Source organism: Nocardia sp. NPDC059236, assembly GCF_042754085.1.
Lineage (GTDB): Bacteria > Actinomycetota > Actinomycetes > Mycobacteriales > Mycobacteriaceae > Nocardia.
Genome location: NZ_JBHZAF010000017.1, coordinates 61,703 through 83,884, shown reverse-complemented (window position 1 = coordinate 83,884; position 22,182 = coordinate 61,703). Strand labels below are relative to the sequence as shown.

Here is a 22,182-nt window from a genome sequence, read left to right as displayed (position 1 = left end):
AGCAGGCGTTGGAACTAACGTTGGTCATGCACAGCACACCGCTGCGACGCTGCACAACGCTGCCCTGAAAAGCATGCGGACTCACAGCACGATTATCTGCTCTACGCGGTCTCGAGAAACCGGGTACAGAAGACACTCGCGGAAAACAGCGTACGCGACAGGTGTTGTACCAAGCAAACATGGGTCCCGGCCCGCGGGTCGATAGGGTGAGCTCATGTCCGAAGATCACTCCGTCACCACCGACGATACCCGGCACGCCGAAGCCAACACCCTGCTCGGGACGGTGGGAGTGACCCGGACCAAGGTCGACTCGCAGTCCAGTCAGCGCGCCAGCCGCAAGTGGTGGGACGCCGACGCCGCGGCCTACCACGAGACCCACGCCGACTTCCTGGGCGTGGACTCCCTCGCCGGCGAATTCGTGTGGTGCCCGGAAGGATTGCACGAGGGTGACTGGCATCTGCTGGGGGACATCGCCGGCAAGCGGATCCTGGAGATCGGCTGCGGCTCGGCCCCCTGCTCGCGCTGGCTCGCCTCGCACGGCGCGCACCCGGTCGGGCTGGACATCTCCCGCGTCATGCTCGACCGCGGTCTCGCCGCCATGGCCGCGGGCGGCCCCCGCGTGCCGCTCATCCAGGCGGGCGCCGAGGAATTGCCCTTCGCCGACGAGTCTTTCGATCTGGCCTGCTCCGCTTTCGGCGCGGTGCCCTTCGTCGCCGACTCCGCTCAGGTGATGCGAGAGGTCCACCGTGTCCTCAAACCCGGTGGCCGCTGGGTCTTCTCGGTGAACCACCCCATGCGCTGGATCTTCCCCGACGACCCGGGCCCCGAGGGCCTGCGCGCCACCATCCCCTACTTCGACCGCACCCCCTACGTCGAACTCGACTCCGACGGCGAACCCACCTACGTCGAACACCACCGCACCATCGGCGACCGCGTCCGCGAAATCGTCGCCGCCGGCCTGGTCCTGCAGGACATCATCGAACCGGACTGGCCCGAGTGGCTCGACCGCGAATGGGGCCAGTGGAGCCCCCTCCGCGGCGAGATCTTCCCCGGCACAGCCATTTTCGTCACCGAGAAGCCGCGCTGACGGTCGCGGCGCGAACGCGCGTCCCGCCCCGCCGTTTCCACCGGCCGGAAGCGCGCCCGAGGGCGCTGCGCCGTACCCTCGTCGTGAGTAGGGGGTATGGCGTGGAGGAGAGCCCGTTCGGTCGCTACCGGCTGCTCGAAATGCTCGGCGCAGGCGGGATGGGGCAGGTGTTCCGGGCCTACGACACCGGGACGAACCGGGTCGTGGCGCTCAAGGTGCTGCCGCCGGGACTGGCGCACGATCCGGTGTACCGGGCGCGGTTCCGCAGGGAGGCGCAGGCGGCGGCGCGGCTGAACGAACCGCATGTCGTTCCCATTCACGACTACGGGGAGATCGACGGGCGGCTGTTCCTGGACATGCGGCTGGTCGAGGGTGTGGATCTGGGTTCCCGGCTCGCGGCCGAAGGGGCGCTGTCCCCGGAACTGGCGGTGTCCTGCACGACACAGATCGCGGCCGCGCTGGATGCGGCGCATCGGGCCGGGCTGGTGCATCGGGATGTGAAGCCGTCCAACATCCTCACCACCGCGGACGATTTCGCCTACCTCATCGACTTCGGTATCGCGCGCGGCGGCGATGACACCGGGCTCACCAGCGCCGGCGCGGCAGTCGGGACCTTCGCCTATATGGCGCCCGAGCGGCTCGAGCACGGCGGCTGCGACGCCCGGGCCGATGTCTACTCGCTGGCCTGTGTGCTCTACGAATGCCTGACCGGTTCGAAACCGTTTCCCGGTGGCAGCGTCGAACGCCAGATCGCCGCGCATCTCGCGACGCCGCCGCCGCGGCCGTCGGTCGCGCACGGCCGGATTTCGGTGGCCTTCGACGAGGTGATCGCGAGCGGGATGGCCAAGGATCCGCGGGAGCGGTATCCGTCGGCCGGTGTGCTGGCCACCGCCGCGCGGGCGGCCTTGCGCGGCACCGACCTCCCGACCGTCCCGGCGATTCCGATGGCGGCGGGAAGCGCTGCCGCGCAGTTCGATTCGCAGTCCACCCGGGAGGTGACCGAGCCCGCGGGCCCCGCGGCGCAACCGGTGAAGTTCCGCCCACCCGCACCCGATCCGGCCCGCCGGTCGCTGAGCGCGCTCGTCTGGGCGGCCTCGATCGCGGTGGCGGCGCTGGTCGCGGTGACGCTGGTGACCACTCAGCTGCGCCACGGCGGGAACAATGCGGCGACTCCCCCGTCGGCGGGCGCGAGCAGCGTCACGTCGGGCACCGCCCACAATTCCGCGACGCCGACGAACTCGCTGCTCAACCCGTCCTCGATCCCGGCCCCGATATCGGCGAACACGATGTCGGACTACATCAGGCAGCACTACTCGCTGCTGCCGGGCAATACGATGGCGGCCTGGACCTGGCTGACCACGCGGTACCAGGGTGAGATCGGCGGCTACGACGCGTACCGGAGCTTCTGGGGCACAGTCGATTCCGTCACGGTCTGGGATGTCACCGCGGATCCGGCGCAGCTGACGGTGACCTACCGCCTCACCTTGCGCTATACCGACGGCCGGAGCGGGACCGAGCTGCGGCGGGCGCAGCTGGTCCCGCTCGGCGGGGGCTATCTGATCGACGGTTCGAACGTGGTGTCGTGACTATTTCGGTTCGCGCCCAACCTGTTTCAGGGCGAGGCGCAGCGCGAATTCGATTTGGGCGTTGATGCTGCGGAGGTCGTCGGCGGCCCACTTGGCGATGGCTTCGTGGACCGCCGGATCGAGCCGGAGCAGCACCTTTTTCGGCTCGCGCTTGACCATCAGGAGTAGAGGGTTCCGGCGTTGACGACAGGTGCGGCGGAGCGGTCGCCGCACAGGACCACCAGCAGGTTGGACACCATTGCCGCCTTGCGCTCCTCATCGAGTTCGACCACCCCCTGGTCGGCCAGTCGGTCCAGGGCCATGCCGACCATACCGACCGCGCCCTCGACGATGCGGCTGCGGGCGGCGACCACCTGGGCGGCCTGCTGGCGGACCAGCATGGCCTGGGCGATCTCCGGCGCGTAGGCGAGGTGGGTGATGCGGGCCTCGATGATCTCGATGCCGGCCAGTTCGGTGCGGGCGCGCAGTTCGGTGGTGAGCTCGCCGGCCACCTCGGACCCGTCCCGCAGGCTGGCGGTGTTCGCGTCGTCGGACTGGTACGGGTGGGTGGTGGCCAGGTGCCGGACCGCGGTCTCGGACTGGGTGCGGACGAAGTCCTCGTAGTCGTCGACGGCGAAGGCGGCCTTGTAGCTGTCGACCACCTGGTACACGACCACGGCCGCGATCTCGACCGGGTTGCCGTCCAGATCATTGACCTTCAGCTTCTGCGTTTCGAAGTTCCGGACCCGCAGCGAGATGCCGCGGCGGCTGGACAGCGGGGTGACCCAGTGGAAACCGGATTCGCTGACCGAGCCGATGTACTGGCCGAAGAACTGGATCACCTTGGCCTGGTTGGGATTCACCACGATGAACCCGCTCGCCGCCAGCACCGCGGCCAGGAGCGTGACGGCCAGCGCCACACCCAGGACGGTCGGCGAACCGCCATCGCCGCCCCTGGTGTTCAGCGTGTGCGCCTCGACGGCGATCGCGATGATCAGCAGTATCAGGACCCCCAGCATGAGGAATCCGTTCAGCCGGAAGGCTCGACGCAACTCCATGACACTCTCCTAGTATCGAAGTGATATCACAACGATAGCGCGCAACCAGGCCCGAGCCAAGCCCGGAAACGCGGCTCGCCCCGCCACGGACAGGTGTGGCGGGGCGAGCGCGCGCGGATCCGATGCGGTCAGTGGGGACGAATATTGCGGTTGTTGCGGAACAGGTTTGCCGCGTCGTACTTCGCCTTCAGACCCGACAGCCGGTCGTAGGTGGCGGCGCTGTATCCCGCCCGGGTCTGCTCCTCATCGGCCTGATCGCCGCCGCCGTAGAGGAAGTTCAGGTTCTGGCCGAGCGTCCAGGGCTGCAGGGTCTTCAGCACCAGCGACAGCCGGTCATCGATCTGGTCCGCGTTGTCCGGGTTCGGCATGGTCAGGATGCGGGCGATGTACTCGGCGTCGCGGTGGTCCATGGCGATGCCGTTCGGCCCCGGGCGGCCCAGCGCGCCGCCCAGGTGGCGCAGCCCGGCGATCACCGGCACCGGCGACTCGGGACCGGTGACCTCCAGGAAGGCGTCGGTGGCGTCGGCGGGCAGGTCGGACAGCAGCGCGTTGGTGGCCAGGTAGGGGTGCGGGTGTTCCGGATCCCGGTAGATGGCATGGCTTTCCGTGTACGGCATGACCCGCAGGTCGTCGGCCATCCGCGCGCCGACCGCGCGCAGCGGGGCGACCAGGCGCTCGCCCTCTTCGGCGGAACCGGTGAACGCGATATTGATGGTCGCGACGTACCGGCCGCGCAGGTGCGGCGGGAATGCCGGAATGTCGGGGAAGGTCATCATGGTGATGGCCGAGGTCATCTGCTCGGGCATGTCCCGGGTCCACAGTCGCCACGCTTCCAGTGCGGGTGCGACCAGCGGGGTGTCGAATTGCAACTGGCCGCCGTACACCGTGGTGATCGGCAGCAGCGCCAGCTCCAGTGCGGTGACCACCCCGAAGTTGCCGCCGGTGCCGAGCACCGCGCCGAACAGCTCGTCGCCGGGCTCCAGCCGGCGCAGCCGGCCGTCGGCGGTGACGATCTCGATACCGCGCACATGCTCTGCGGCATAACCGAATTCGCGGGCCAGGATGCCGATGCCGCCACCCAGGGTGTAGCCGACCACGCCGACCGAGAGCGACGAGCCGTTCAGCGGCGCGAGACCGTGCGCGGCGGCCGCCTCGATCAGGGCTCCGGCCTGGACGCCCGCCGCCACCCGGGCGGTCCGGGCGCCGGCGTCGATGCGGATGTCGGTCATGCGGCGGGTGGTGATGAGCACGCCGCCGTCGGTGGCGACCGACAGGCCGTGGCCGGTGTTCTGCACGGCGACCGGAAGGCCGTGGCGCGCCGCGTATTCCACGGCGGCACGGACGTCCTCGGCGTGGGCCGCGCCCACGACCACGGCGGGGCGGTGGGTGTAAGCGGTTTGGAATCCGGCGATCTCGGCGTCGTAGCCGGAGTCGCCGGGCTGGAAGACGGGGCCGGTGGTGGCGGGCAGTTCGGTGATCGCTGTCTTCGTCATGTCACCAACTCTGCTCGGTTCCGATCAAGAACTCCAACAGATAGTTTTTCTCGTAGCTAGAATCAGCAGTTATGGAACTGCGTCAGCTGCGGTACTTCGTGACGGTCGCCGAGGAGGCCAACTTCACCCGGGCGGCGGCCCGTCTGCACCTGGCGCAGCCGGGGCTCAGCGCGCAGATCCGGCAGCTGGAACGCGAACTGGGACAACCGCTTCTGGACCGTTCCAGCCGCTCGGTCACGCTCACCCCGGTCGGCGAGGCGGTGCTGCCACTGGCCCGGGCGGCCCTGGATCAGGTCGAGCGCATCACCCACACGGTGGACGAATTCACCGGTCTGCTGCGCGGGCACGTGCGGGTCGGACTGATCTCCGGCGCGGCGGGCGAGGAGATCGATATCGCCGCGGTGCTCGCCGACTTCCACCGCGATCATCCGCAGATCGGCATCTCCCTGACCGAGGACACCTCCGACGCGATGTACGGCGCGGTCCGCCGCGGCGACCTGGATATCGGCCTGCTCAGCATTTCCGCCGACCTGGACCCGGGCATCAGCGTCGAGAACATCTACGACAGCACCATTGTCGCGGCGGTGCCGTCGGCCGCCGCCGGCTTCGGCGAGCGGATCACGCTGTCCGAGTTGTGCGAACACCCGCTGATCTGCCTGCCGGCCGGGACCGGCCTGCGCGGCCTGCTCGAAACAGCGTGCGCCGCAGCGGGTCTCGTACCGAACGTGGCCTTCGAGGCGGCAGCTCCCCCGCTACTGATCCGGCTGGCCGCACACGAGCTGGGAGTCGCGATCGTGCCCCGGATTCCCCCGGCCGACGCGGCCCGGCTGGGGGTCCGCACGCTCGAGATCGATCCCCCGATGCGCGGCCGGCTGGTGCTGGCCTGGAATGCCGAGCGGCCCATGAGCCCGGCCGCGAAAGTCCTGCTCGGCCAACTTCGTATCGCGCTGGCGCGCTGGAAGGATCCGGCGCCGATGTTCGTCAAGCCCTAGCAGTTGGCCAGGCCCTGGCCGCAAACACCGCCCGCAATCCACCGTCCCGGATCGCCTGGACACCGAAGACCGAATGTCTACTACACAATGTAGTTTAGTTGGCGGCCACCGTAAGGCCCATCACATAGTTACCTAAACTTCCCCATTGCGGACATGGATAGGGATGTTTAAGGTAGTTTTCGTGACAGATCGTCTGTACTCCGTCGACGAGGTAGCCGAGCGCCTCGGCCTGCATGTCCGCACCGTCCGCGGCTACGTGCGGGACGGGAAGCTACCCGCCACCCGCATCGGCAAGCAGTACCGCGTCGCCGCCACCGATCTGGCGGCCTTCACCGGCCTGCCCGAGCCCGGCAGCCCGCGCGAATCGGTTGCCCGGCACCGGCATTCGGAAGCATCGACCATCATCGAGGTCGACGCCGTGGATCCCGGCACCGCCGACCGGGTCAGCACCCTGCTGACCGGCGCGGCGGCGACCCGGGGACCGGACGGACAGCCCCTGCGGATCCAGACCTTCCACGACCGCGAACGCGCCCGCCTGAAGGTCATTCTCGTCGGCGGCCTGGGCGATACCGCCCGGCTGCTCGAATACATGGAAGGAGTCCTCGCGTCGTGAACGCGATCTACAAATCCGAGGCCGGCCGCGCCGCCATCCAGGCCCGCTACCGGGATGTCCTGCGACAGTGGCCGGTTCCCGCGGAGCAGCTGCACCTGGCGACCAGCGAGGGCGACACCTTCGTGCTCGCGTCCGGCCCGCAGGACGCCCCGCCGGTGATCCTGCTGCACGGCTCCGGCTCCAACAATTCCGCCTGGCGCGGCGATATCGCCTCCTGGGCACGGGATTTCCGGGTCTACGCGGTCGACCTGCCCGGCGAACCCGGCGGCAGCACCGAATCGCGCCCGGCTCTCGGCTCCGAGGCGCTCGCCCAGTGGCTCGACGATGTCCTTGCGGGCCTTCAGCTTTCGTCCGCGAGCTTCGTCGGCATGTCACTGGGCGGCTGGATCGCGCTGGACTACGCCGTCCGCCGGCCCGACCGAGTCACGAAGCTGGCCCTGCTGTGCCCCGGCGGCATCGGCAAGCAGCGCTTCGGCTGGATCTTCAAGAACCTGGTCGACCACCTGTTCAGCAGTCACGACCTGCGCCGCTCCGCGGCCATTGTCACCGGCCTGAACCTGACCGACCACGCGGAGATCCTGGACGATGTGACCCTCACGTTCACGCACTTCACTCCGCGCACGGGCAAGCTGCCGATCTTCACCGACGACCAGCTGCGCAGCCTCACGATGCCGGTCCTGGTGATCGTCGGCGCAGACGATGTCATGTTCAAGTCCGCCGACACCGCGCGCCGTGCAACGCAATCCATCCCGGACGCGACCACCCTGGTCCTCCCCGGCGTCGGCCACGCCATCCTCGGCCAGACCGCCCCCATCGAGGAGTTCCTCCGGAAATAACACGATCAGGGAGCTGTCACCGCGGGGAATTCGGGTGAATTCCGCCGGGACAGCTCCCTGATCGTGTTGTGCGCCTACAGAATGCGCGACAGGAACGCCTTGGTCCGGTCGTGCTGGGGGTTGGCGAGCACCTCGCGTGGGTTGCCCGCCTCGACGACGACACCGGCGTCCATGAAGACCAGCTGATCGGCCACCTCACGGGCGAAGCCCATTTCGTGGGTCACCACGATCATGGTCATGCCGGATGCCGCGAGTTCTCGCATGACGCCGAGCACCTCGCCCACGAGCTCAGGGTCCAGCGCCGAGGTGGGCTCGTCGAAGAGCATGAGCTTGGGGTCCATGGCCAGGGCCCGCGCGATGGCCACGCGCTGCTGCTGACCGCCGGAGAGCTGGGCGGGGTAGGCATCGGCCTTGTCCGACAACCCGACTCGGTCCAGCAGCTCCCGGGCCCGGGCGACCGCGGCGGGGCGCTTGAGCTTCTTGACCTGGGTCGGCGCTTCGATGATGTTCTCCAGCGCCGTGCGGTGCGGGAACAGATTGAAGTGCTGGAAGACCATGCCGATGTCGCGGCGCTGCTTGGCGGCATCGCGCGGGTGCAGCTCGTAGAGCTTGCCGTTCTTCTCGCGGTAGCCGACCAGATCGCCGTCCACATAGAGCCGTCCGGCATTGATCTGCTCGAGATGGTTGATGCAGCGCAGGAAGGTGGACTTGCCGGAGCCGGAGGGACCGATCAGGCAGAGCACCTCGCCGCGCTTCACCTCCAGCGTGATGCCCTTGAGCACCTTCAGTGCGCCGAAGTTCTTGGCGACCCGGTCGGCGCGCACCATCGGCACGCTCGAAGGCGGCAGCGCGTCCTCGACGAGCGGAATCGGATCCTTGGAGAACGACATCGAGTCCTCGGACATATCAGCGTTCACCTATCCCGTTCCGCCGGCGACTTGCGCCTGAGCCAAGGCGCGCAACTGCTTTGCCGTCAACTGCCGCGACGAACCCCGCGAGTAGTACCGCTCCAGGTAGTACTGGCCGATCATGAGCACGCTCGTGATGAGCAGGTACCAGGTGGCGGCCACCAGCAGCAGCGGAATCGGCTGGAAGTTGATGCTGTAGATGTCGCGGGCCCGGCCGTAGAGGTCGGTGGTGAGCGGGATGGCCGTCACCAGCGACGTGGTCTTCAGCATGGAGATCAGCTCGTTGCCGGTGGGCGGGATGATCACCCGCATGGCCTGCGGCAGCACCGTGCGGGTCATGGTCTGCGACCACGACATGCCCAGCGCCACCGACGCCTCGCGCTGCCCCTCGCCCACGGAATTGATCCCGGCGCGGACGATTTCGGCCATGTAGGCCGCCTCGTTGAGCCCCAGGCCGATCATGGCGAAGAAGAACGGCGCGGACCAGTGCTGCACATCGAAGTGCGTCAGCGACGGCCCGAACGGCACGCCCACGGTCACCGTCTTGTACAGCGACGGGAACAGACCCCAGAACACCAGCTGCACATAGACCGGCGTCCCGCGGAAGATCCACAGGTACGCCCACGCCACCGAGCGCAGCACCGGATTGGGCGACAGCCGCATGACCGCCAGCAACACGCCCAGCACCACACCGATCACCATGGCCAGCACGGTCAGTTCCAGAGTGACCAACGCGCCCTTGGCGATTCGCTTGTCACCCAGGTACTTGAAGTAGGTGTCCCAGTGGTACGCCTCGTTGGTCTTGGCGCCCCACACGAACAGGGCCAGGGCAATCAGAATGATCGCGGCGGCGATCCACCGGCCCGGCCGTCGCAGCGGAATCGCTTTGATCGGCTCGGGCTCGGTGCTCGCGACCGCCGACGCAGCCGAGGCTGCGGAATTGGTCTCGTCCTGCGACATAATTCTTTAGCTCGTCGCCCCGTTGATGCCCGACTTGGTGATCGCGCCCTCCTGGACACCCCAATTCTCGGCGATCTTCTTGTACTGCCCGTTGTCCATCAGGTACTGCACGGCTTCCTGCAGCACCGGCGCGAGCGGCGAGCTCTTCTTGACCGGCCAGCCGTAGGGCGCGGAGTCGAAGATCTTGCCGGCCGCCTCGATCTTGTCGCCGGCCTGCTTGATGGCGTACGCGGTCACCGGGGAGTCGGCGGACATGGCGTCGACCTGACCCTGTACCAGCGCGTTGGCGGCGGCGGACTGCTCGTCGTAGGCGACCTTCTGGATCTCCGGCTTGCCCGCGTCGGTGCAGGCCTTGGACTTGGCCGGGATCTCGTCGGTGTCCTGAACGGTGGTGCGCTGCACCGCGACTCGTTTGCCGCAGGCATTGTTCGGGTCGACCGGCTTGCCCTTCTGCTGGGCCCACTGGCTGCCCGCGGAGAAGTAGTCGACGAAGTCGGCGGTGGCCTCGCGCTCCTTGTTGTCGGTGAAGGAGGACATGCCGAGATTGAAGGTGCCCGCCTCGATGGAGGGGATGATCTTCTCGAAGTCGGCTTCCTTGTAGTCGGCCGACAGGCCCAGCACCTTGGCGACCGCGTCCATCAGATCGACGTCGAAGCCGACGATCTTGCCGCTGCTCGGATCCCGGTACTCGTTGGGCTGATAGGGCACGTTCACACCGACGATCAGCTTGCCTGAGGACTTGATGTCGGCGGGCACCTTGGCGGCGATGGTGTCGACCTTGGCCACGTCGACCTTGGCCACATCGGGGCCGCTGGTCTCGGAATTGCTGGTACACGCGGTCAGTGCGAGAGCGCCACCGGCGACGACGACAGCGGCCCGCAGGACACGCCCGCGAAGAGAGTTACGAACAGACACAGCAGTCCTCCACAGTTCGGGTGCGCGACATCCGGGCGTCGCCCGCCGTTTGAAATGTAAGCGAGTGACACCGTCCGTGTCGGTCGGTAACCGAACATTAATCGGCGACACGCCATCGCGTGGCCGAACACGCCCGGTCCCGGAAGTGCGCGCTCACCAGCGGTGCAGCCGGGCGCGCACCTGCTCGGTGAATTCGGAGGTAGAGGCTAGCCCACCCAAATCAGACGTCGCAACACCGGCCCGCAACGTATCCGCAACCGCATGTTCCACCCGGTCGCCCACCCGCCACAGGGCGCCGTAGCGCGGGGTCCGGCTCATCCAGCGCAACATGCCCGCGGCGGAGTTGAACAGCGCCACCGGATTCGCGCGATTGCGCCCGGCCAGCGTGGGGGCCGCGCCGTGCACGGCCTGCGCCATGATCTGCGTGTCCGAACAGTTCACCGACGCCGCCATGCCGAGCGAACCGCTCAACTCCCCCGCCAGATCGGAAAGGATGTCGCCGAAGAGATTTTCGGTGACGATCACGTCGTAGTCCTGGGGCGCGCGGACCAGATGCGCGGCCGCGGCGTCGACGTGCTCGTCGCCGACCTCGATGTCGGGATACTGCGCAGCCACCTCGTAGCAGACGTCGCGGAACATGCCCATGGTCATGGGCAGCACGTTCGCCTTGTGCACGATGGTCACCTTCTTGGAGCGCTCACTCGCGATCTCGAAACTCAGGTGCGCGATGCGCTCGATCGCCGGGCGGGTGAACACGCCGACGGCCAGCGCCACATCCGGCGACGGCTGGAATTCGCCGGAGCCCGCGGCCATATTGCGGTCGGCGTAGAGGCCCTCGGTGTTCTCGCGCAGGATCAGCAGATCCATGGCCGGGGCGACCGAGCGCACGCCCTCGAGGGTGCGGGCCGGGCGGATATTGGCGTAGAGCCCGAAGCGTTTCCGCACCGCGCCCGCCGGCGGCAGGCCGGTGCGGTGCTCGGGCGCGTAGGAGGCGCTGTCGTGCGGGCCCATGATCCAGGCGTCCAGTTCGGCCAGCCCGTCGAGGGTCTGCTCGGGTACCGGGTTGCCGTACTGCTCGATCGCCGCGTGTCCCAGCGGCAGCGTCACCCATTCCACCGGCGGCAGACCCGTGGCCCGGAAGGCGTCGTCGACCACATCCCGGGTGGCGCGCACGATTTCCGGGCCGATGCCGTCACCCTCCAACAGGCCCAGGCGTACTCGAGTGTCGCTGTCGCTCATGGGAGCCATCCTCGCGCAACCCCCACGGCGGCGGCGCTCCGGCACACGGCCGCGCATGTTTCGAGATCTCGGCGTAGGTTCGGGACACCATGGTGCAATCGGTGGAACTGGTGCTCGACGTGACGGCCGAGGCCGAGGTGCGGCGGCAGTGGGCGCTGCTGCGCGAAATCGGATTGCACGCGCCCGGGCCCGAGCACCGGCCGCACATCACCCTCGCGGTCGCCTCCGAGATCTGGCCGCGACTCGATAAAGCCTTGGCGCGCCAGGAGTTTCGGCCCTTTCCGATCCGGCTGGGCGGACTGCTGGTGTTCGGCGCACGCACGCCCATTCTGGTCCGGGCCGTGGTGCCCTCCGCACCACTGATCGCCCTGCAGCACAGGCTGTTCCGCGTCATCGAGGAGTGCCCGGGCATTCCCGCCAACGTGCGCCCGGACATCTGGACGCCGCACGTCACGCTCGCGCGGCGGCTGCGGCCGGGACAACTCGAGGCGGCGCTCGACACGGTGGCCTGGGACAAGGACTTCCGGGCTACCGTAGAGGGCGTCCGGCGATGGGACGGTGACCGGCGTGACGAGTGGCCCGTTTCCGGGACCGACCGACTCTGAACGACCGACCGGCCGATCACCCAGGGAAGATAACCAGCGGGCCCCGTGTTGGACCGGGGGACATCGATACGAGAGGAAACCATGGCCACCCAGACCCTGACCGAGCAGAACTTCGACGAGGTAGTCACCGGCAACGACGTCGTTCTCGTCGACTTCTGGGCATCGTGGTGCGGCCCGTGCCGCAGCTTCGCCCCGACCTTCGAGAAGTCGTCGGAGACGCACCCCGACGTGGTGCACGGCAAGGTGGACACCGAAGACCAGCAGGGCCTGGCCGCCGCCGCCAATATCCGCTCGATCCCGACCATCATGGCCTTCCGCGAGGGCGTGCTCGTCTTCGCCCAGCCCGGCGCGCTGCCCCCGGCCGCCCTCGAGGACCTGGTCACCCAGGTGAAGGCCCTCGACATGGACGAGGTCCGTAAGCAGATCGCCGAGCAAGAGTCGAAGTAGGCCGCGCACCCGGCGAACTCAGCGCCGCAACCCCGGAAGGAGTTGCGGCGCTTGGCTTTTCAGCCGACATCTCACGGCTTTTCAGCCGGCACCTCACGGCTTTTCAGCCGGCACCTCACGCAGCCCGGCCCCGCTGCCTCAGCAGCGGGGCCGGGTTCCTGCTTCGCTCAGAAGTGCGAACCGAGCCGGTTGATGCCGGCGATCATGGCGCGGATGGTGGATTCGGCCGGATCGTCGGCGAGGGCGGCGCCCCAGCCGCGGCGGCCGTTGAACTCGCACTGGATGAAGGTGGCCATGCCGTCCGCGGTGCGGCGCTGGTGGAACGCGAGGATCTCCACCGGGTAGCCCTCGTCGTAGAGGGCCGAGGTCAGCGCCGCCACCGGGCTGCCCGTCGCCACGACGGTGCGCAGGTGATCGGCGATCTCCAGGGTGGCGGTGCCGGCGCGGTGGCCGATCGGGGTCCAGTCGCTGAGCTTGACCGGGCCCGTCGGGGCGCAGTACCGGTCGTGGAACTCGGCGGGGGTCAGGCCGATGCACTCGGTCCGCAGACTCGCGGGGGCAGCGGCGATGAACGCGGCGGTATCAATGGTGATGGTCATTGAACTAGGTCTTCCCGACTTCTTCCGAAGAAAGTGACAGAGGGGACCAGCAAGAAAAGTTCATTCGGCCGCAGCGAGGGGCCGGTCCGAATCAGACCCCGCTACGGCGGAGAACTACGAGTACGCGCGCGCCAGCCACACTCGCGGTGAGCGAAATGAGCGCGGCGCGGTCGCGGTCGGCGACATCGAGCACTGCGCTGCGGCTGTAGGCGGGATTCGGCACGGGGTCGAGCATAGGGGGACACCCTCGCAATGGCAACCATATTCGCAATCGACCCATGAGTAACTTCGCCGCAGGTCACCGGATGTGCGACGGGCGCCACACCGGCCCGTGAAAGCGTGCGAGCAAACACCGTGGGGCCCGTAGACATCCGATACGTGAACATGCCCAGCTCACGGCAATTCCGACAAGGCGTACACGCGGTGGCGCGCACGGAAATCGCAGTGCCGGATCGGGCTCACGGATGAGAACTGCCCGCACCGAAGTCCGGTGCGGGCAGTCCGCGTGTCGCGCGACTCGCAGGCGCGTGTCGAGTTTCTAGTGCGCGGCCGAATCCCAGCTGCGGCCCACGCCCACCGAGACCTCGAGCGGCACCGAGAGTTCGATGGCATTGGACATGTGCTCGCGCGCAAGCGATTCCAGTTGCTCACGCTCGCCGGGAGCGACCTCGAAGACGAGTTCGTCGTGAATCTGCAACAGCATCCGGGACTTCAGCCCGGCCGCCCGGATCGCCTGCTGGGTGTCGATCATGGCGACCTTGATGATGTCGGCGGCCGTGCCCTGGATGGGGGCGTTGAGGGCCATCCGCTCGGCGGCCTCGCGACGCTGCCGGTTGCTGGAGTCCAGATCCGGCAGATAGCGGCGGCGGCCGAAGAGGGTCTCGGTGTAGCCGATCTTGCGGGCCTGCTCGACGGCGTCGCGCAGATAGTCGCGGATGGCGCCGAAACGGTTGAAGTAGATGTCCATCTGGACCTTGGCCTCGTCGGCGCTGATCTTCAACTGCTGGGACAGGCCGTAGGCGGACAGGCCGTAGGCCAGGCCGTACGACATGGCCTTGATGCGGCGGCGCAGTTCCGGATCCACCTCGGAGATGGGGATGTCGAAGGCCTTGGAGGCGACGAAGTTGTGCAGGTCCTCGCCGGAGTTGAAGGCCTCGATCAGGCCCTCGTCCTTGGAGAGGTGGGCCATGATCCGCATTTCGATCTGGCTGTAGTCGGCGGTCATCAGCGACTCGTAGCCCGCGCCCACCACGAAGGTGTCGCGGATGCGGCGGCCCATATCGGTGCGGATCGGGATGTTCTGCAGGTTGGGCTCGGTCGAGGAGAGCCGGCCCGTGGCCGCGACCGTCTGATTGAAGGTGGTGTGGATGCGCCCGTCGTCGGCGACCGATTTGAGCAGGCCGTCCACGGTCACCTTCAGCCGGGTGGCGTCGCGGTGCTCGAGCAGGTGCTGCAGGAACGGGTGCTGGGTCTTCTCGTAGAGACCCTCGAGCGCGTCGGCGTCGGTGGTGTAGCCGGTCTTGGTGCGCTTGGTCTTCGGCATGTCGAGCTCGTCGAACAGCACCACCTGCAGCTGCTTGGGCGAGCCCAGGTTGATCTGCCTGCCGATTTCACCGTAGGCGGCGTTCGCGGCGTCGGCGACGCGGTCGGCGAAGTCTCGCTGCAGCTCTTCCAGCTGGGCCGTGTCGACGGCGATGCCCGCGGCCTCCAGATCGGCCAGCACGCTCAGCAGCGGGAGTTCCATATCGCCCAGCAGGGCGGTGGACTCGATGCGCTCGAGTTCGGTGTCGAAGGCGTCGGCGAGGTCGGAAACCGCACGGGCGCGCAGCATCTGGGCATTGGCGACCTCTGCGTCGACCTGCTCCTCGTCGTCGAGCAGCGACAGCTGGCTCTCGCCGACATTGTCGACGCGCAACTCCCGGCTCAGGTAGCGCAGCGACAGGTCCTCGAGGTTGAAGGTGCGCTGGCCGGGCAGGATCAGGTAGGCGGCCAGCGCGGTGTCGCTGGTGAGCCCGCCCAGCTGCCAGCCGCGGCCGCGCAGCGCGTGCATGGCGGTCTTGGCCTCGTGCAACGCCTTCGGGATCTCGGCGTCGGCGAGCCAGGCGCCCAGCGCCTTCTCGTCCTCCGGGGTGAGGGTGTGCACGTCGATGTAGGCGCCCTCGCCGTCGGCGGCGGCCAGCGCGATGGCCTGGGTGTCGCCGTTGTTCGGCGAGCCGGTGCCGACCACGGAAACACCGTGCCGCACACCGGTTCCGGCGTGCTCGGCCAGCCAGTCCGCGACCGTACCGGCCGCGAGGGTGCTGCCGCTGATCTCGAAACCGGCCTCGGCCTCGGGTTCCACCGGGGCCAGGGTGTCGAAGAGGCGATCGCGCAGGACGCGGAATTCCAGCTCGTCGAACAGGCGGTGGATCTTCTCCCGGTCCCACGGCTGCACGGCCAGCTGCTCCGGGGTGTAGGGCAGCGGCACGTCCTTCACCATCTCGGTGAGCTGACGGTTGAGCACAACGCTGGACAGGTTGGCGCGCAACGCGTCTCCGACCTTGCCCTTGACCTTGTCCACCTGGTCGACCAGCGTGGCCAGATCACCGTATTCGCGCACCCACTTGGCGGCGGTCTTCTCCCCCACACCCGGGATGCCGGGCAGGTTGTCGCTCGGGTCGCCGCGCAGCGCCGCGAAGTCCGGATACTGCTGCGGGGTGAGCCCGTATTTCTCCTCCACCGCCGCCGGGGTGAACCGGGTCAGCTCGGAGACGCCCTTCTTCGGGTAGAGGACGGTGACGTTGTCATTGACCAGCTGCAGCGAATCGCGGTCACCGGTCACGATGAGCACCCGGAAACCCTCGGGCACGGCCTGCGTGGTGAGGGTGGCGATCAGATCGTCCGCCTCGTATCCCTCGATGGCCATCACCGGAATCCCCAATGCCCCCAGCACTTCCTGGGTGGTCTCCACCTGGCCCCGGAACTCGTCGGGCGTGCTGATCCGGTTCGCCTTGTACTCGGGGAACGCCTCGGTCCGGAAGGTCTTCCGGCTCACGTCGAACGCCGCCGCCACATGCGTGGGCTTCTCGTCCCGCAGCAGATTGATCAGCATCGCCGTGAACCCGTACACGGCATTGGTGGTCTGCCCACTCTGCGTCTTGAAGTTCTCCGCCGGCAGCGCGTAGAACGCGCGGTAGGCCAGCGAATGCCCATCCAGCAGCAGCAAGGTCGGCTGCTCCCCGGACGCAGATGCGGGCACAACACCAGGACGCTGATCAGTAGAGGCAGGGGTCACCCGACAGAGTCTAGGTATCCCCTCCGACATCCGTGGGCAGCGGGCATACTCGGCCCGTCGCCGCAGGTCAGCAAAACCGATTTCATCGCGGCCGGGCTACCTGGTAGCGTATGCCCTCGCCAAGGGGTGTAGCTCAATTGGCAGAGCAGCCGTCTCCAAAGCGGCAGGTTGCAGGTTCGATTCCTGTCGCCCCTGCAGAAGGCTTCGGGCCGGTCACCGGAAGGTGACCGGCCCGAATGCTTTTCGGGGCCGGGGCGTCAGCCGACGCCGAGGTAGGCGGACTTGACGGCGGGGTCGTGCAGGAGGGCCCGGCCGCCGCCGGTTTTGGTAACCTCGCCGGTTTCCAGGATGTAGGCGCGGTCGCTGCGGGTCAGCGCCTGCTGGGCGTTCTGCTCGACCAGCAGGACCGTGGTGCCCTGGGCGTTGATGTCGGCGATGATGCGGAAGATCTGCTGGATCACCATGGGGGCCAAGCCCATCGACGGCTCGTCCAGCAGCAGCAGCTGGGGGCGGGCCATGAGGGCGCGGCCGATGGCCAGCATCTGCTGCTCGCCGCCGGAGAGGGTGCCGCCCACCTGGCGCCGGCGTTCGAGCAGTCGCGGGAACAGCTCGTAGACCCAGTCCAGGGTGTGGGTGTAGTCGGCCTTGGCCTTGAACGGTCGTGCGTGGCAACCCATGTCGAGGTTTTCCTGGACCGTCATGCCGGGGAAGACGCCGCGGCCCTCGGGGGCCTGGATCAGGCCGGCCACGACGCGTTCGTGGGCCTTCATGCGGGTGATGTCGCGGCCCTGGAACATGATGCGGCCGCGGGAGAGCGGCAGCAGGCCGGACAGGGCACGCATGGTGGTGGTCTTGCCTGCGCCATTGGCGCCCAGCAGGGTCACCAGCTCGCCCTGGCCGACCGACAGCGAGATGCCGTGCAGGGCTTGGATTCTGCCGTAGTTGACCACCATGTCCTCGACGGTCAGCAGGGGCTGATCGGACGGGGCTTCCGGTACGTCCGGCACCGGGACTGGCTTGCTCGGGTCCGGAATCGGTTGTGCGCCAGGCTTGCCCGGGTCCAGCTCCGCGCCGGCGTCCGCGGCCTCCGCCTCGTCGGGCACGCCCAGATACGCATTGATCACCGCCGGGTCCTGGCGGATCTGGTCCGGCAGCCCGTCGGCGATCTTGCGGCCGAACTCGAGCACCACGATACGGTCGGTCACGCCCATGACCAGCCGCATGTCGTGCTCGATGAGCAGCACGGTGTAGCCGTCGTCGCGGATCTTGCGGATCAGATCCATGAGCGCCGACTTCTCGCTCGGGTTGAAGCCGGCGGCAGGCTCGTCCAGGCACAGCAGTTTCGGTTCCGTCGCCAGCGCGCGGGCGATCTCCAGGCGGCGCTGATCGCCGTAGGAGAGATTGCGTGCCTTCTCCACCGCGTGTGCGGCGATGCCGACGAATTCCAGGAGCGCCATGCCTCTTTCGAGCGAGTCGCGCTCCTCGCTCCGGTGCCGGGCGGTGCGGAAGATGGCGCCCGGGACCGAGGTCCGGTGCCGGGCGTCCGCGCCCACCACCACGTTCTCCAGCGCGGTCATCTCGCCGAAGAGCCGGATGTTCTGGAAGGTGCGCGCGATACCCAGGCGGGTGATCTCGTTGCGCTTGGTCTTGGTGAGCGGCTTGCCGTCGAAGTAGACGGTGCCGCCGGACGGCCGGTACACGCCGGAGATGGCGTTGAAGCAGGTCGTCTTGCCCGCGCCATTGGGTCCGATGAGCCCGAGGATCTCGCCGCGGCGGATCTCGAAGCTCACGGCGTCCAGCGCGGTGAGACCGCCGAACTTCACCGTCAGCCCGTCGGTGCGCAGCAGCGGCGCGCCGATCGCGGTCTCGATCTCCCGGTGCGGCGCAACGACTTCCGCGACCACATCGTGGTCCTTGTAGACCGGCAGCACCTCGGTCACGTCCAGCGTGCCCGCGCTGGGTTCGACCTCCGGCGTCGCGTACCCGGCCGCCATGTCCTCGTTGTCGAAGAGCGCGTCGCCCGGCCCCGTCATTGCCCCGCTCCCGTCGCCTGCGCGGCCACCGGCCGTCGCACCGCCCGATACACCTGCCGCCCGTAGGCGAGCAGTTTCTGCCGAGCCGGGAACAGACCCTGCGGCCGGAAGATCATCACCACCACCAGCGTGAGTCCGAAGAACAGATACTTGTAGTCGCCCAGCGACTGCCCGCCCACATTCACCGACATGAACCGGTTGGGCAGGTACACGATCAGGAACGCGCCGACGATCACGCCGAGCTTGTTGCCCTGGCCGCCCAGCACCACCGCGCACAGGAACAGCATCGAGTTGATGACATTGAATCCGGCCGGGTTGATGAACTGCACCTGGCCTGCGTACAGCGCGCCGGACAGGCCGCCGATGGCCGCGCCGATGGTGAAGGCCCACAGTTTGAACTTGAAGGTGGGCACGCCCATGATCTCGGCGGCGTCCTCGTCCTCGCGGATGGCCACCCAGGCGCGGCCGACACGGCTGCGCTCGAGATTGCCGACCAGCATCAGCACGCCGACCACCAGCACGATGCCGAGCCAGTACCACCAGGTGCCGGAGTTGGCCCGGTCCAAGGGATTCCAGCTGCTGGTGTCGCCCAGGTTGCCGGAGGAGAAATAGCCGCCGGGGTGAGTGTCCGACTCACCGAGCTTCGGATACTGGATCCGCGACAGCCCGAGGCTGCCATTGGTGATCTCGGGCAGATTGTCGGCCAGCAGCCGCACGATCTCACCGAAGCCGAGGGTCACGATGGCGAGGTAGTCGCCACGCAGGCGCAGGGTGGGCGTGCCCAGGATCAGGCCGGAGATGGCCGTCAGCAGGATCGCGATGGGCACACACGCCAGCCATGCCCACTTGGGGTCGAGGAAGCCGCCGTTGGTCTGATTCCACGGGCTGTTCGGGCTGGTGAGCAGACCCACCGAATACGCGCCGACCGCGTAGAAGCCGACATATCCCAGGTCGAGCAGACCCGCCTGTCCCACAACCACATTCAGGCCGATGGCGATGAGGGCGTACATGGCGAACTGCGCCATCACCCCTCCGAAGCTGGTGCCGGGGGTGTCCAGCAGCGGCAGCTTGAACAGCGGCAGCACGGCCAGCACGATGACCGCCGGTACGCCGAACGCCCACTGCGCGGGACGGGACAGCCCGCCCCACCAGTTGCGGATGGCGTCGCCGACGCCCCGCCCGGCGGGCGAATGCTGCGGCACGGGGGCCGGTTTCGTCGTCGTCATGCCCGCGCCCTCCCCAGGCTCTCGCCCAGAATGCCGGTCGGGCGAATCATCAGCACGCCGACCAGCACCACGAAGGCCACCACATCACGCCACTGCGTGCCGAACAGGATCTGCCCGTAATCCTCGGCCAGACCCAGCAGCAGGCCGCCCAGCAGCGCGCCGCGCAGGTTGCCGATGCCGCCCAGTACCGCGGCGCTGAACGCCTTGATGCCCAGAATGAATCCGCCGTTGTAGATGATGCCGTTGGGGATCTTGAGCGTGTACAGCAGCGCGGCCGCACCCGCGAGCACGCCGCCGATGAGGAACGTCAGCATGATGACCCGCTCCCTGGAGACGCCCATCAGCGTGGCGGTATCGGGATCCTGCGCCACCGCGCGAATGCTGCGGCCGAATTTCGTTTTATTGATGAGCAATTCGGTGGTGAGCGCCAGCGCGATCGCCGCCAGCACGATCACCAGCGAGATATTGGTGACCGAGGCGCCGAAGATCTGGAACTGCTCGGTGGGCTTCACCAGCACGATCGGTTGCTGCGCATTGGTGCCGCCGAGCTTGTTGCCGGTCAGCTTCGGCAGCACGTAGTGCACGAATTCCTGCAGTACGAACGACATTCCGATCGCGGTGATCAGGAAGATCAGCGGTTTCGCGCCGCGTTTGCGCAGCGGGCGGTACGCGACCCGCTCCAGGCCCACCGCGGCCGCGCCGGAGACCAGCATGCCGAAGACCATGGCGGCGCCGAGATAGATGACGGTCGAGACGACGCCCTGGGAATACACATCGCCACTGGCGGCGAATCCGAAGACCATCAGCCCGACCAGCTGGCCGAACATGCCCAGCATGAAAACTTCCGAATGGGCGAAATTGATCAGGCGCAACACACCGTAGACCAGTGTGTATCCGACCGCGACCAGGGCATAGATCGAACCGTACGTCAAACCTTCGACGGTCAGCCGCCAGAATTGGTCGACTACGCCGGAGACATTGAATTCGATGGAACTGCTCGCAAGGAGGGTCACATCGGCCAGAGCGGGTGCAGACATTCGTTACTTTCGCCGTCCGAGGAAAACAGCGTGCGCCGAAACGATTCGGCACACGCTGTTCCGAATAGTGAGTGCTACTTGACCTGGTACATCCAGATCAAAGCGTTCGCCAATTCACCGGTGGAGCCCCACTTGTATTCGCGGGCCAGGCCCTGGCCGTCGTAGTTGCGCACGAAATCGACCAGATCGGGGCGGGTGACCTTACCGGCCTCGATGCCCTTGAGCACGATGGTGGTCAGGTCGTAGCCCTCGGTCGAATAGGTGCCCGGGTCATAGTTGTTGAATGCCTTGTAGGCGGTGGTGAACTTGTCCGTCGCCGGGCCACACGGGCACGACAGCAGCGCGTCCTTCGAGGCATTGCCCGCCTGCTTGACGAATTCGACGTCCTTGGTGCCGTCGTCGGAGATGAAGGTCGCGGTCACGCCGCCATTGCGCAGCTGGCTGACCAACGGGGACGCCTCGGCGTAGTAGCCGGCGTAGAAGATGCCGTCCGGCTTGGCCGAGGCCATCTTGGACACCGTCGCGGAGAAGTCCTTGTCCTTCTGCTTCACGTTGGCCGCGCAGCTCGGGTCGGCGATCGAGCCCAGGCCCTCGGTGACGGTCTTGGCCAGGCCGGTGCCGTAGTCCGAGTCGTCGGCGATGACGCAGATCTTCTTGAACTTGCCGGTGCCCTTGAGGTATCCGGCCACGGCCGGACCCTGGATGCCATCGTTGCCCAGGCCACGGAAGAAGTTGTTCCAGCCGTTGGTGGTGAGGGTGACGTTGGTGGCCGACGGCGTCAGCGACAGCAGATTGGCCTGGTTGAGGATCGCGCCGGTCGCCTTGGTCTCGCCGGAGAAGGTCGGGCCGATCAGGGCCACGATCGACGGATCGCTGACGATGGTCGGGATGACCTGGGTGGCCTTCTGCGGGTCGCCCTCGGTGTCGAATTCCTTGACCGTCACCTGGCAGCCCGGGTTGGCCTTGTTGTGCTGGTCCAGCGCCAGTTTCACGCCGCGGATGATGTTCAGGCCGAGGTTGGCGTTGTCACCGGTGAGCGGGCCCGCCATCGCGATCGTCTGGGGTGCGCATTTCCCCTTGCCGTCGCCGGCCGGATCCGCGGCCGCGCTGGTGTCCTTCGCCGGAACTTCCTTGCCCTGGCCATCCACCTGTACGAGCGGCTGAATGGTCAGATTCGAGCCACCACCCGAATTATCCGTTGATTTGCTACTGCATCCCGCCGACGCCAGAGCGAGTACGGCCGCCGCTCCGATGACCACCGCTCGCGCCGTGCGACTGCGTCGCAGGGACGACGT

Annotated in this window: 21 protein-coding genes, 1 tRNA gene and 1 pseudogene; 8 read left to right on the top strand and 15 right to left on the bottom strand. The window is 67.6% G+C overall.

From position 1 onward, the window contains the following. Positions 1-214 precede the first annotated feature (214 nt). Positions 215-1,087, top strand: a complete 873-nt coding sequence (locus ACFXIV_RS34895) for a class I SAM-dependent methyltransferase (protein WP_379402171.1) — start codon at positions 215-217, stop codon at positions 1,085-1,087. A gap of 83 nt (positions 1,088-1,170) precedes the next feature. Continuing rightward, positions 1,171-2,673, top strand: a complete 1,503-nt coding sequence (locus ACFXIV_RS34890; RefSeq protein ID WP_379402170.1) for a protein kinase — start codon at positions 1,171-1,173, stop codon at positions 2,671-2,673. Here ACFXIV_RS34890 and ACFXIV_RS34885 read toward each other — a convergent pair whose 3' ends face one another. From ACFXIV_RS34885 to ACFXIV_RS34875, 3 genes are all read right to left on the bottom strand, one after another. Continuing rightward, a complete protein-coding gene (locus tag ACFXIV_RS34885; protein WP_196054659.1) occupies positions 2,674-2,832 on the bottom strand; it encodes a hypothetical protein in 159 nt (52 codons plus the stop codon). Next, positions 2,832-3,710 carry an SPFH domain-containing protein gene (locus ACFXIV_RS34880; protein WP_379402169.1) on the bottom strand — a complete coding sequence of 293 codons (879 nt, stop codon included), beginning with the start codon at positions 3,708-3,710 and terminating at the stop codon, positions 2,832-2,834. Before ACFXIV_RS34880 ends, ACFXIV_RS34885 begins: the two co-directional genes overlap by 1 nt. A gap of 128 nt (positions 3,711-3,838) precedes the next feature. After that, complete coding sequence (locus tag ACFXIV_RS34875; protein ID WP_379402168.1) at positions 3,839-5,203, bottom strand: FAD-binding oxidoreductase; 1,365 nt, start codon at positions 5,201-5,203, stop codon at positions 3,839-3,841. Between the two features lie 71 nt (positions 5,204-5,274). Between ACFXIV_RS34875 and ACFXIV_RS34870 the strand changes: the two genes are divergently transcribed. From ACFXIV_RS34870 to ACFXIV_RS34860, 3 genes are all read left to right on the top strand, one after another. Next, positions 5,275-6,195, top strand: coding sequence for a LysR family transcriptional regulator (locus ACFXIV_RS34870; RefSeq protein ID WP_379402167.1), 921 nt, complete (start codon positions 5,275-5,277; stop codon positions 6,193-6,195). Between the two features lie 181 nt (positions 6,196-6,376). After that, on the top strand, positions 6,377-6,808 hold the full coding sequence (locus tag ACFXIV_RS34865; RefSeq protein WP_379402166.1) for a helix-turn-helix domain-containing protein: 432 nt from the start codon (positions 6,377-6,379) through the stop codon (positions 6,806-6,808). After that, the gene (locus tag ACFXIV_RS34860; protein WP_379402164.1) at positions 6,805-7,644 is read left to right on the top strand and encodes an alpha/beta fold hydrolase; all 840 of its coding nucleotides are present in this window, start codon (positions 6,805-6,807) and stop codon (positions 7,642-7,644) included. The genes ACFXIV_RS34865 and ACFXIV_RS34860 overlap by 4 nt, the downstream gene beginning before the upstream one ends. 74 nt (positions 7,645-7,718) lie before the next feature. Here ACFXIV_RS34860 and ACFXIV_RS34855 read toward each other — a convergent pair whose 3' ends face one another. The 4 genes from ACFXIV_RS34855 to ACFXIV_RS34840 form a co-directional block, all read right to left on the bottom strand. Next, positions 7,719-8,471 (bottom strand): amino acid ABC transporter ATP-binding protein, encoded by a 753-nt coding sequence (locus tag ACFXIV_RS34855; RefSeq protein ID WP_379402202.1) that lies wholly within the window; start codon positions 8,469-8,471, stop codon positions 7,719-7,721. 90 nt (positions 8,472-8,561) lie between these two features. Beyond that, on the bottom strand, positions 8,562-9,512 hold the full coding sequence (locus tag ACFXIV_RS34850; RefSeq protein WP_354846108.1) for an amino acid ABC transporter permease: 951 nt from the start codon (positions 9,510-9,512) through the stop codon (positions 8,562-8,564). Between the two features lie 6 nt (positions 9,513-9,518). Next, entirely contained in the window at positions 9,519-10,427 is a 909-nt protein-coding gene (locus ACFXIV_RS34845; protein WP_379402163.1) for an ABC transporter substrate-binding protein, read from the bottom strand. A gap of 153 nt (positions 10,428-10,580) precedes the next feature. After that, positions 10,581-11,666, bottom strand: a complete 1,086-nt coding sequence (locus ACFXIV_RS34840) for an isocitrate/isopropylmalate dehydrogenase family protein (protein ID WP_379402162.1) — start codon at positions 11,664-11,666, stop codon at positions 10,581-10,583. 89 nt (positions 11,667-11,755) lie between these two features. Here ACFXIV_RS34840 and ACFXIV_RS34835 point away from each other — a divergent pair, with 89 nt between their 5' ends. Next, a complete protein-coding gene (locus ACFXIV_RS34835) occupies positions 11,756-12,271 on the top strand; it encodes a 2'-5' RNA ligase family protein (protein WP_379402161.1) in 516 nt (171 codons plus the stop codon). Between the two features lie 81 nt (positions 12,272-12,352). Further along, positions 12,353-12,718 (top strand): thioredoxin, encoded by a 366-nt coding sequence (gene trxA, locus ACFXIV_RS34830; RefSeq protein WP_120739276.1) that lies wholly within the window; start codon positions 12,353-12,355, stop codon positions 12,716-12,718. Between the two features lie 167 nt (positions 12,719-12,885). Here the strand turns inward: trxA and ACFXIV_RS34825 are convergent, their stop codons facing one another. The 3 genes from ACFXIV_RS34825 to polA all read right to left on the bottom strand — a co-directional run bounded on the left by ACFXIV_RS34825 (position 12,886) and on the right by polA (position 16,591). Beyond that, a complete protein-coding gene (locus ACFXIV_RS34825) occupies positions 12,886-13,317 on the bottom strand; it encodes a 2-keto-3-deoxygluconate kinase (protein WP_379402160.1) in 432 nt (143 codons plus the stop codon). A 91-nt stretch (positions 13,318-13,408) separates the two neighbouring features. After that, positions 13,409-13,552, bottom strand: coding sequence for a hypothetical protein (locus ACFXIV_RS34820; protein WP_379402159.1), 144 nt, complete (start codon positions 13,550-13,552; stop codon positions 13,409-13,411). Positions 13,553-13,855: 303 nt separating this feature from the next. Continuing rightward, positions 13,856-16,591, bottom strand: coding sequence for a DNA polymerase I (gene polA, locus ACFXIV_RS34815; RefSeq protein ID WP_379402158.1), 2,736 nt, complete (start codon positions 16,589-16,591; stop codon positions 13,856-13,858). Between the two features lie 122 nt (positions 16,592-16,713). Between polA and ACFXIV_RS34810 the strand changes: the two genes are divergently transcribed. After that, positions 16,714-16,786, top strand: a tRNA-Trp gene (locus ACFXIV_RS34810). 62 nt (positions 16,787-16,848) lie between these two features. Here ACFXIV_RS34810 and ACFXIV_RS34805 read toward each other — a convergent pair. From ACFXIV_RS34805 to ACFXIV_RS34785, 5 genes and pseudogenes are all read right to left on the bottom strand, one after another. Continuing rightward, entirely contained in the window at positions 16,849-17,544 is a 696-nt protein-coding gene (locus tag ACFXIV_RS34805; RefSeq protein ID WP_364619648.1) for an ABC transporter ATP-binding protein, read from the bottom strand. Between the two features lie 138 nt (positions 17,545-17,682). Then, positions 17,683-18,624 (bottom strand): annotated as a pseudogene (locus ACFXIV_RS34800) (ABC transporter ATP-binding protein); the annotation flags it as partial. Beyond that, positions 18,621-19,850 (bottom strand): branched-chain amino acid ABC transporter permease, encoded by a 1,230-nt coding sequence (locus ACFXIV_RS34795; protein WP_379402157.1) that lies wholly within the window; start codon positions 19,848-19,850, stop codon positions 18,621-18,623. The pseudogene ACFXIV_RS34800 and the gene ACFXIV_RS34795, both read right to left, overlap by 4 nt. Continuing rightward, entirely contained in the window at positions 19,847-20,887 is a 1,041-nt protein-coding gene (locus ACFXIV_RS34790; RefSeq protein ID WP_354846087.1) for a branched-chain amino acid ABC transporter permease, read from the bottom strand. Before ACFXIV_RS34790 ends, ACFXIV_RS34795 begins: the two co-directional genes overlap by 4 nt. A 74-nt stretch (positions 20,888-20,961) precedes the next feature. Next, entirely contained in the window at positions 20,962-22,173 is a 1,212-nt protein-coding gene (locus tag ACFXIV_RS34785) for a branched-chain amino acid ABC transporter substrate-binding protein (protein WP_379402201.1), read from the bottom strand. Between the last annotated feature and the right edge of the window lie 9 nt (positions 22,174-22,182).

Bases quoted from the DNA above. Each gene is read 5' to 3' on its own strand.
- trxA (WP_120739276.1), top strand. From the start codon at position 12,353: ATGGCCACCCAGACCCTGACCGAGCAGAACTTCGACGAGGTAGTCACC.
- ACFXIV_RS34840 (WP_379402162.1), bottom strand. From the start codon at position 11,666: ATGAGCGACAGCGACACTCGAGTACGCCTGGGCCTGTTGGAGGGTGAC.
- ACFXIV_RS34795 (WP_379402157.1), bottom strand. From the start codon at position 19,850: ATGACGACGACGAAACCGGCCCCCGTGCCGCAGCATTCGCCCGCCGGG.
- ACFXIV_RS34880 (WP_379402169.1), bottom strand. From the start codon at position 3,710: ATGGAGTTGCGTCGAGCCTTCCGGCTGAACGGATTCCTCATGCTGGGG.
- ACFXIV_RS34820 (WP_379402159.1), bottom strand. From the start codon at position 13,552: ATGCTCGACCCCGTGCCGAATCCCGCCTACAGCCGCAGCGCAGTGCTC.
- ACFXIV_RS34885 (WP_196054659.1), bottom strand. From the start codon at position 2,832: ATGGTCAAGCGCGAGCCGAAAAAGGTGCTGCTCCGGCTCGATCCGGCG.
- ACFXIV_RS34895 (WP_379402171.1), top strand. From the start codon at position 215: ATGTCCGAAGATCACTCCGTCACCACCGACGATACCCGGCACGCCGAA.
- ACFXIV_RS34825 (WP_379402160.1), bottom strand. From the start codon at position 13,317: ATGACCATCACCATTGATACCGCCGCGTTCATCGCCGCTGCCCCCGCG.
- ACFXIV_RS34805 (WP_364619648.1), bottom strand. From the start codon at position 17,544: ATGGTGGTCAACTACGGCAGAATCCAAGCCCTGCACGGCATCTCGCTG.
- ACFXIV_RS34870 (WP_379402167.1), top strand. From the start codon at position 5,275: ATGGAACTGCGTCAGCTGCGGTACTTCGTGACGGTCGCCGAGGAGGCC.
- ACFXIV_RS34790 (WP_354846087.1), bottom strand. From the start codon at position 20,887: ATGTCTGCACCCGCTCTGGCCGATGTGACCCTCCTTGCGAGCAGTTCC.
- ACFXIV_RS34855 (WP_379402202.1), bottom strand. From the start codon at position 8,471: ATGGTGCGCGCCGACCGGGTCGCCAAGAACTTCGGCGCACTGAAGGTG.
- ACFXIV_RS34850 (WP_354846108.1), bottom strand. From the start codon at position 9,512: ATGTCGCAGGACGAGACCAATTCCGCAGCCTCGGCTGCGTCGGCGGTC.
- ACFXIV_RS34835 (WP_379402161.1), top strand. From the start codon at position 11,756: ATGGTGCAATCGGTGGAACTGGTGCTCGACGTGACGGCCGAGGCCGAG.
- ACFXIV_RS34875 (WP_379402168.1), bottom strand. From the start codon at position 5,203: ATGACGAAGACAGCGATCACCGAACTGCCCGCCACCACCGGCCCCGTC.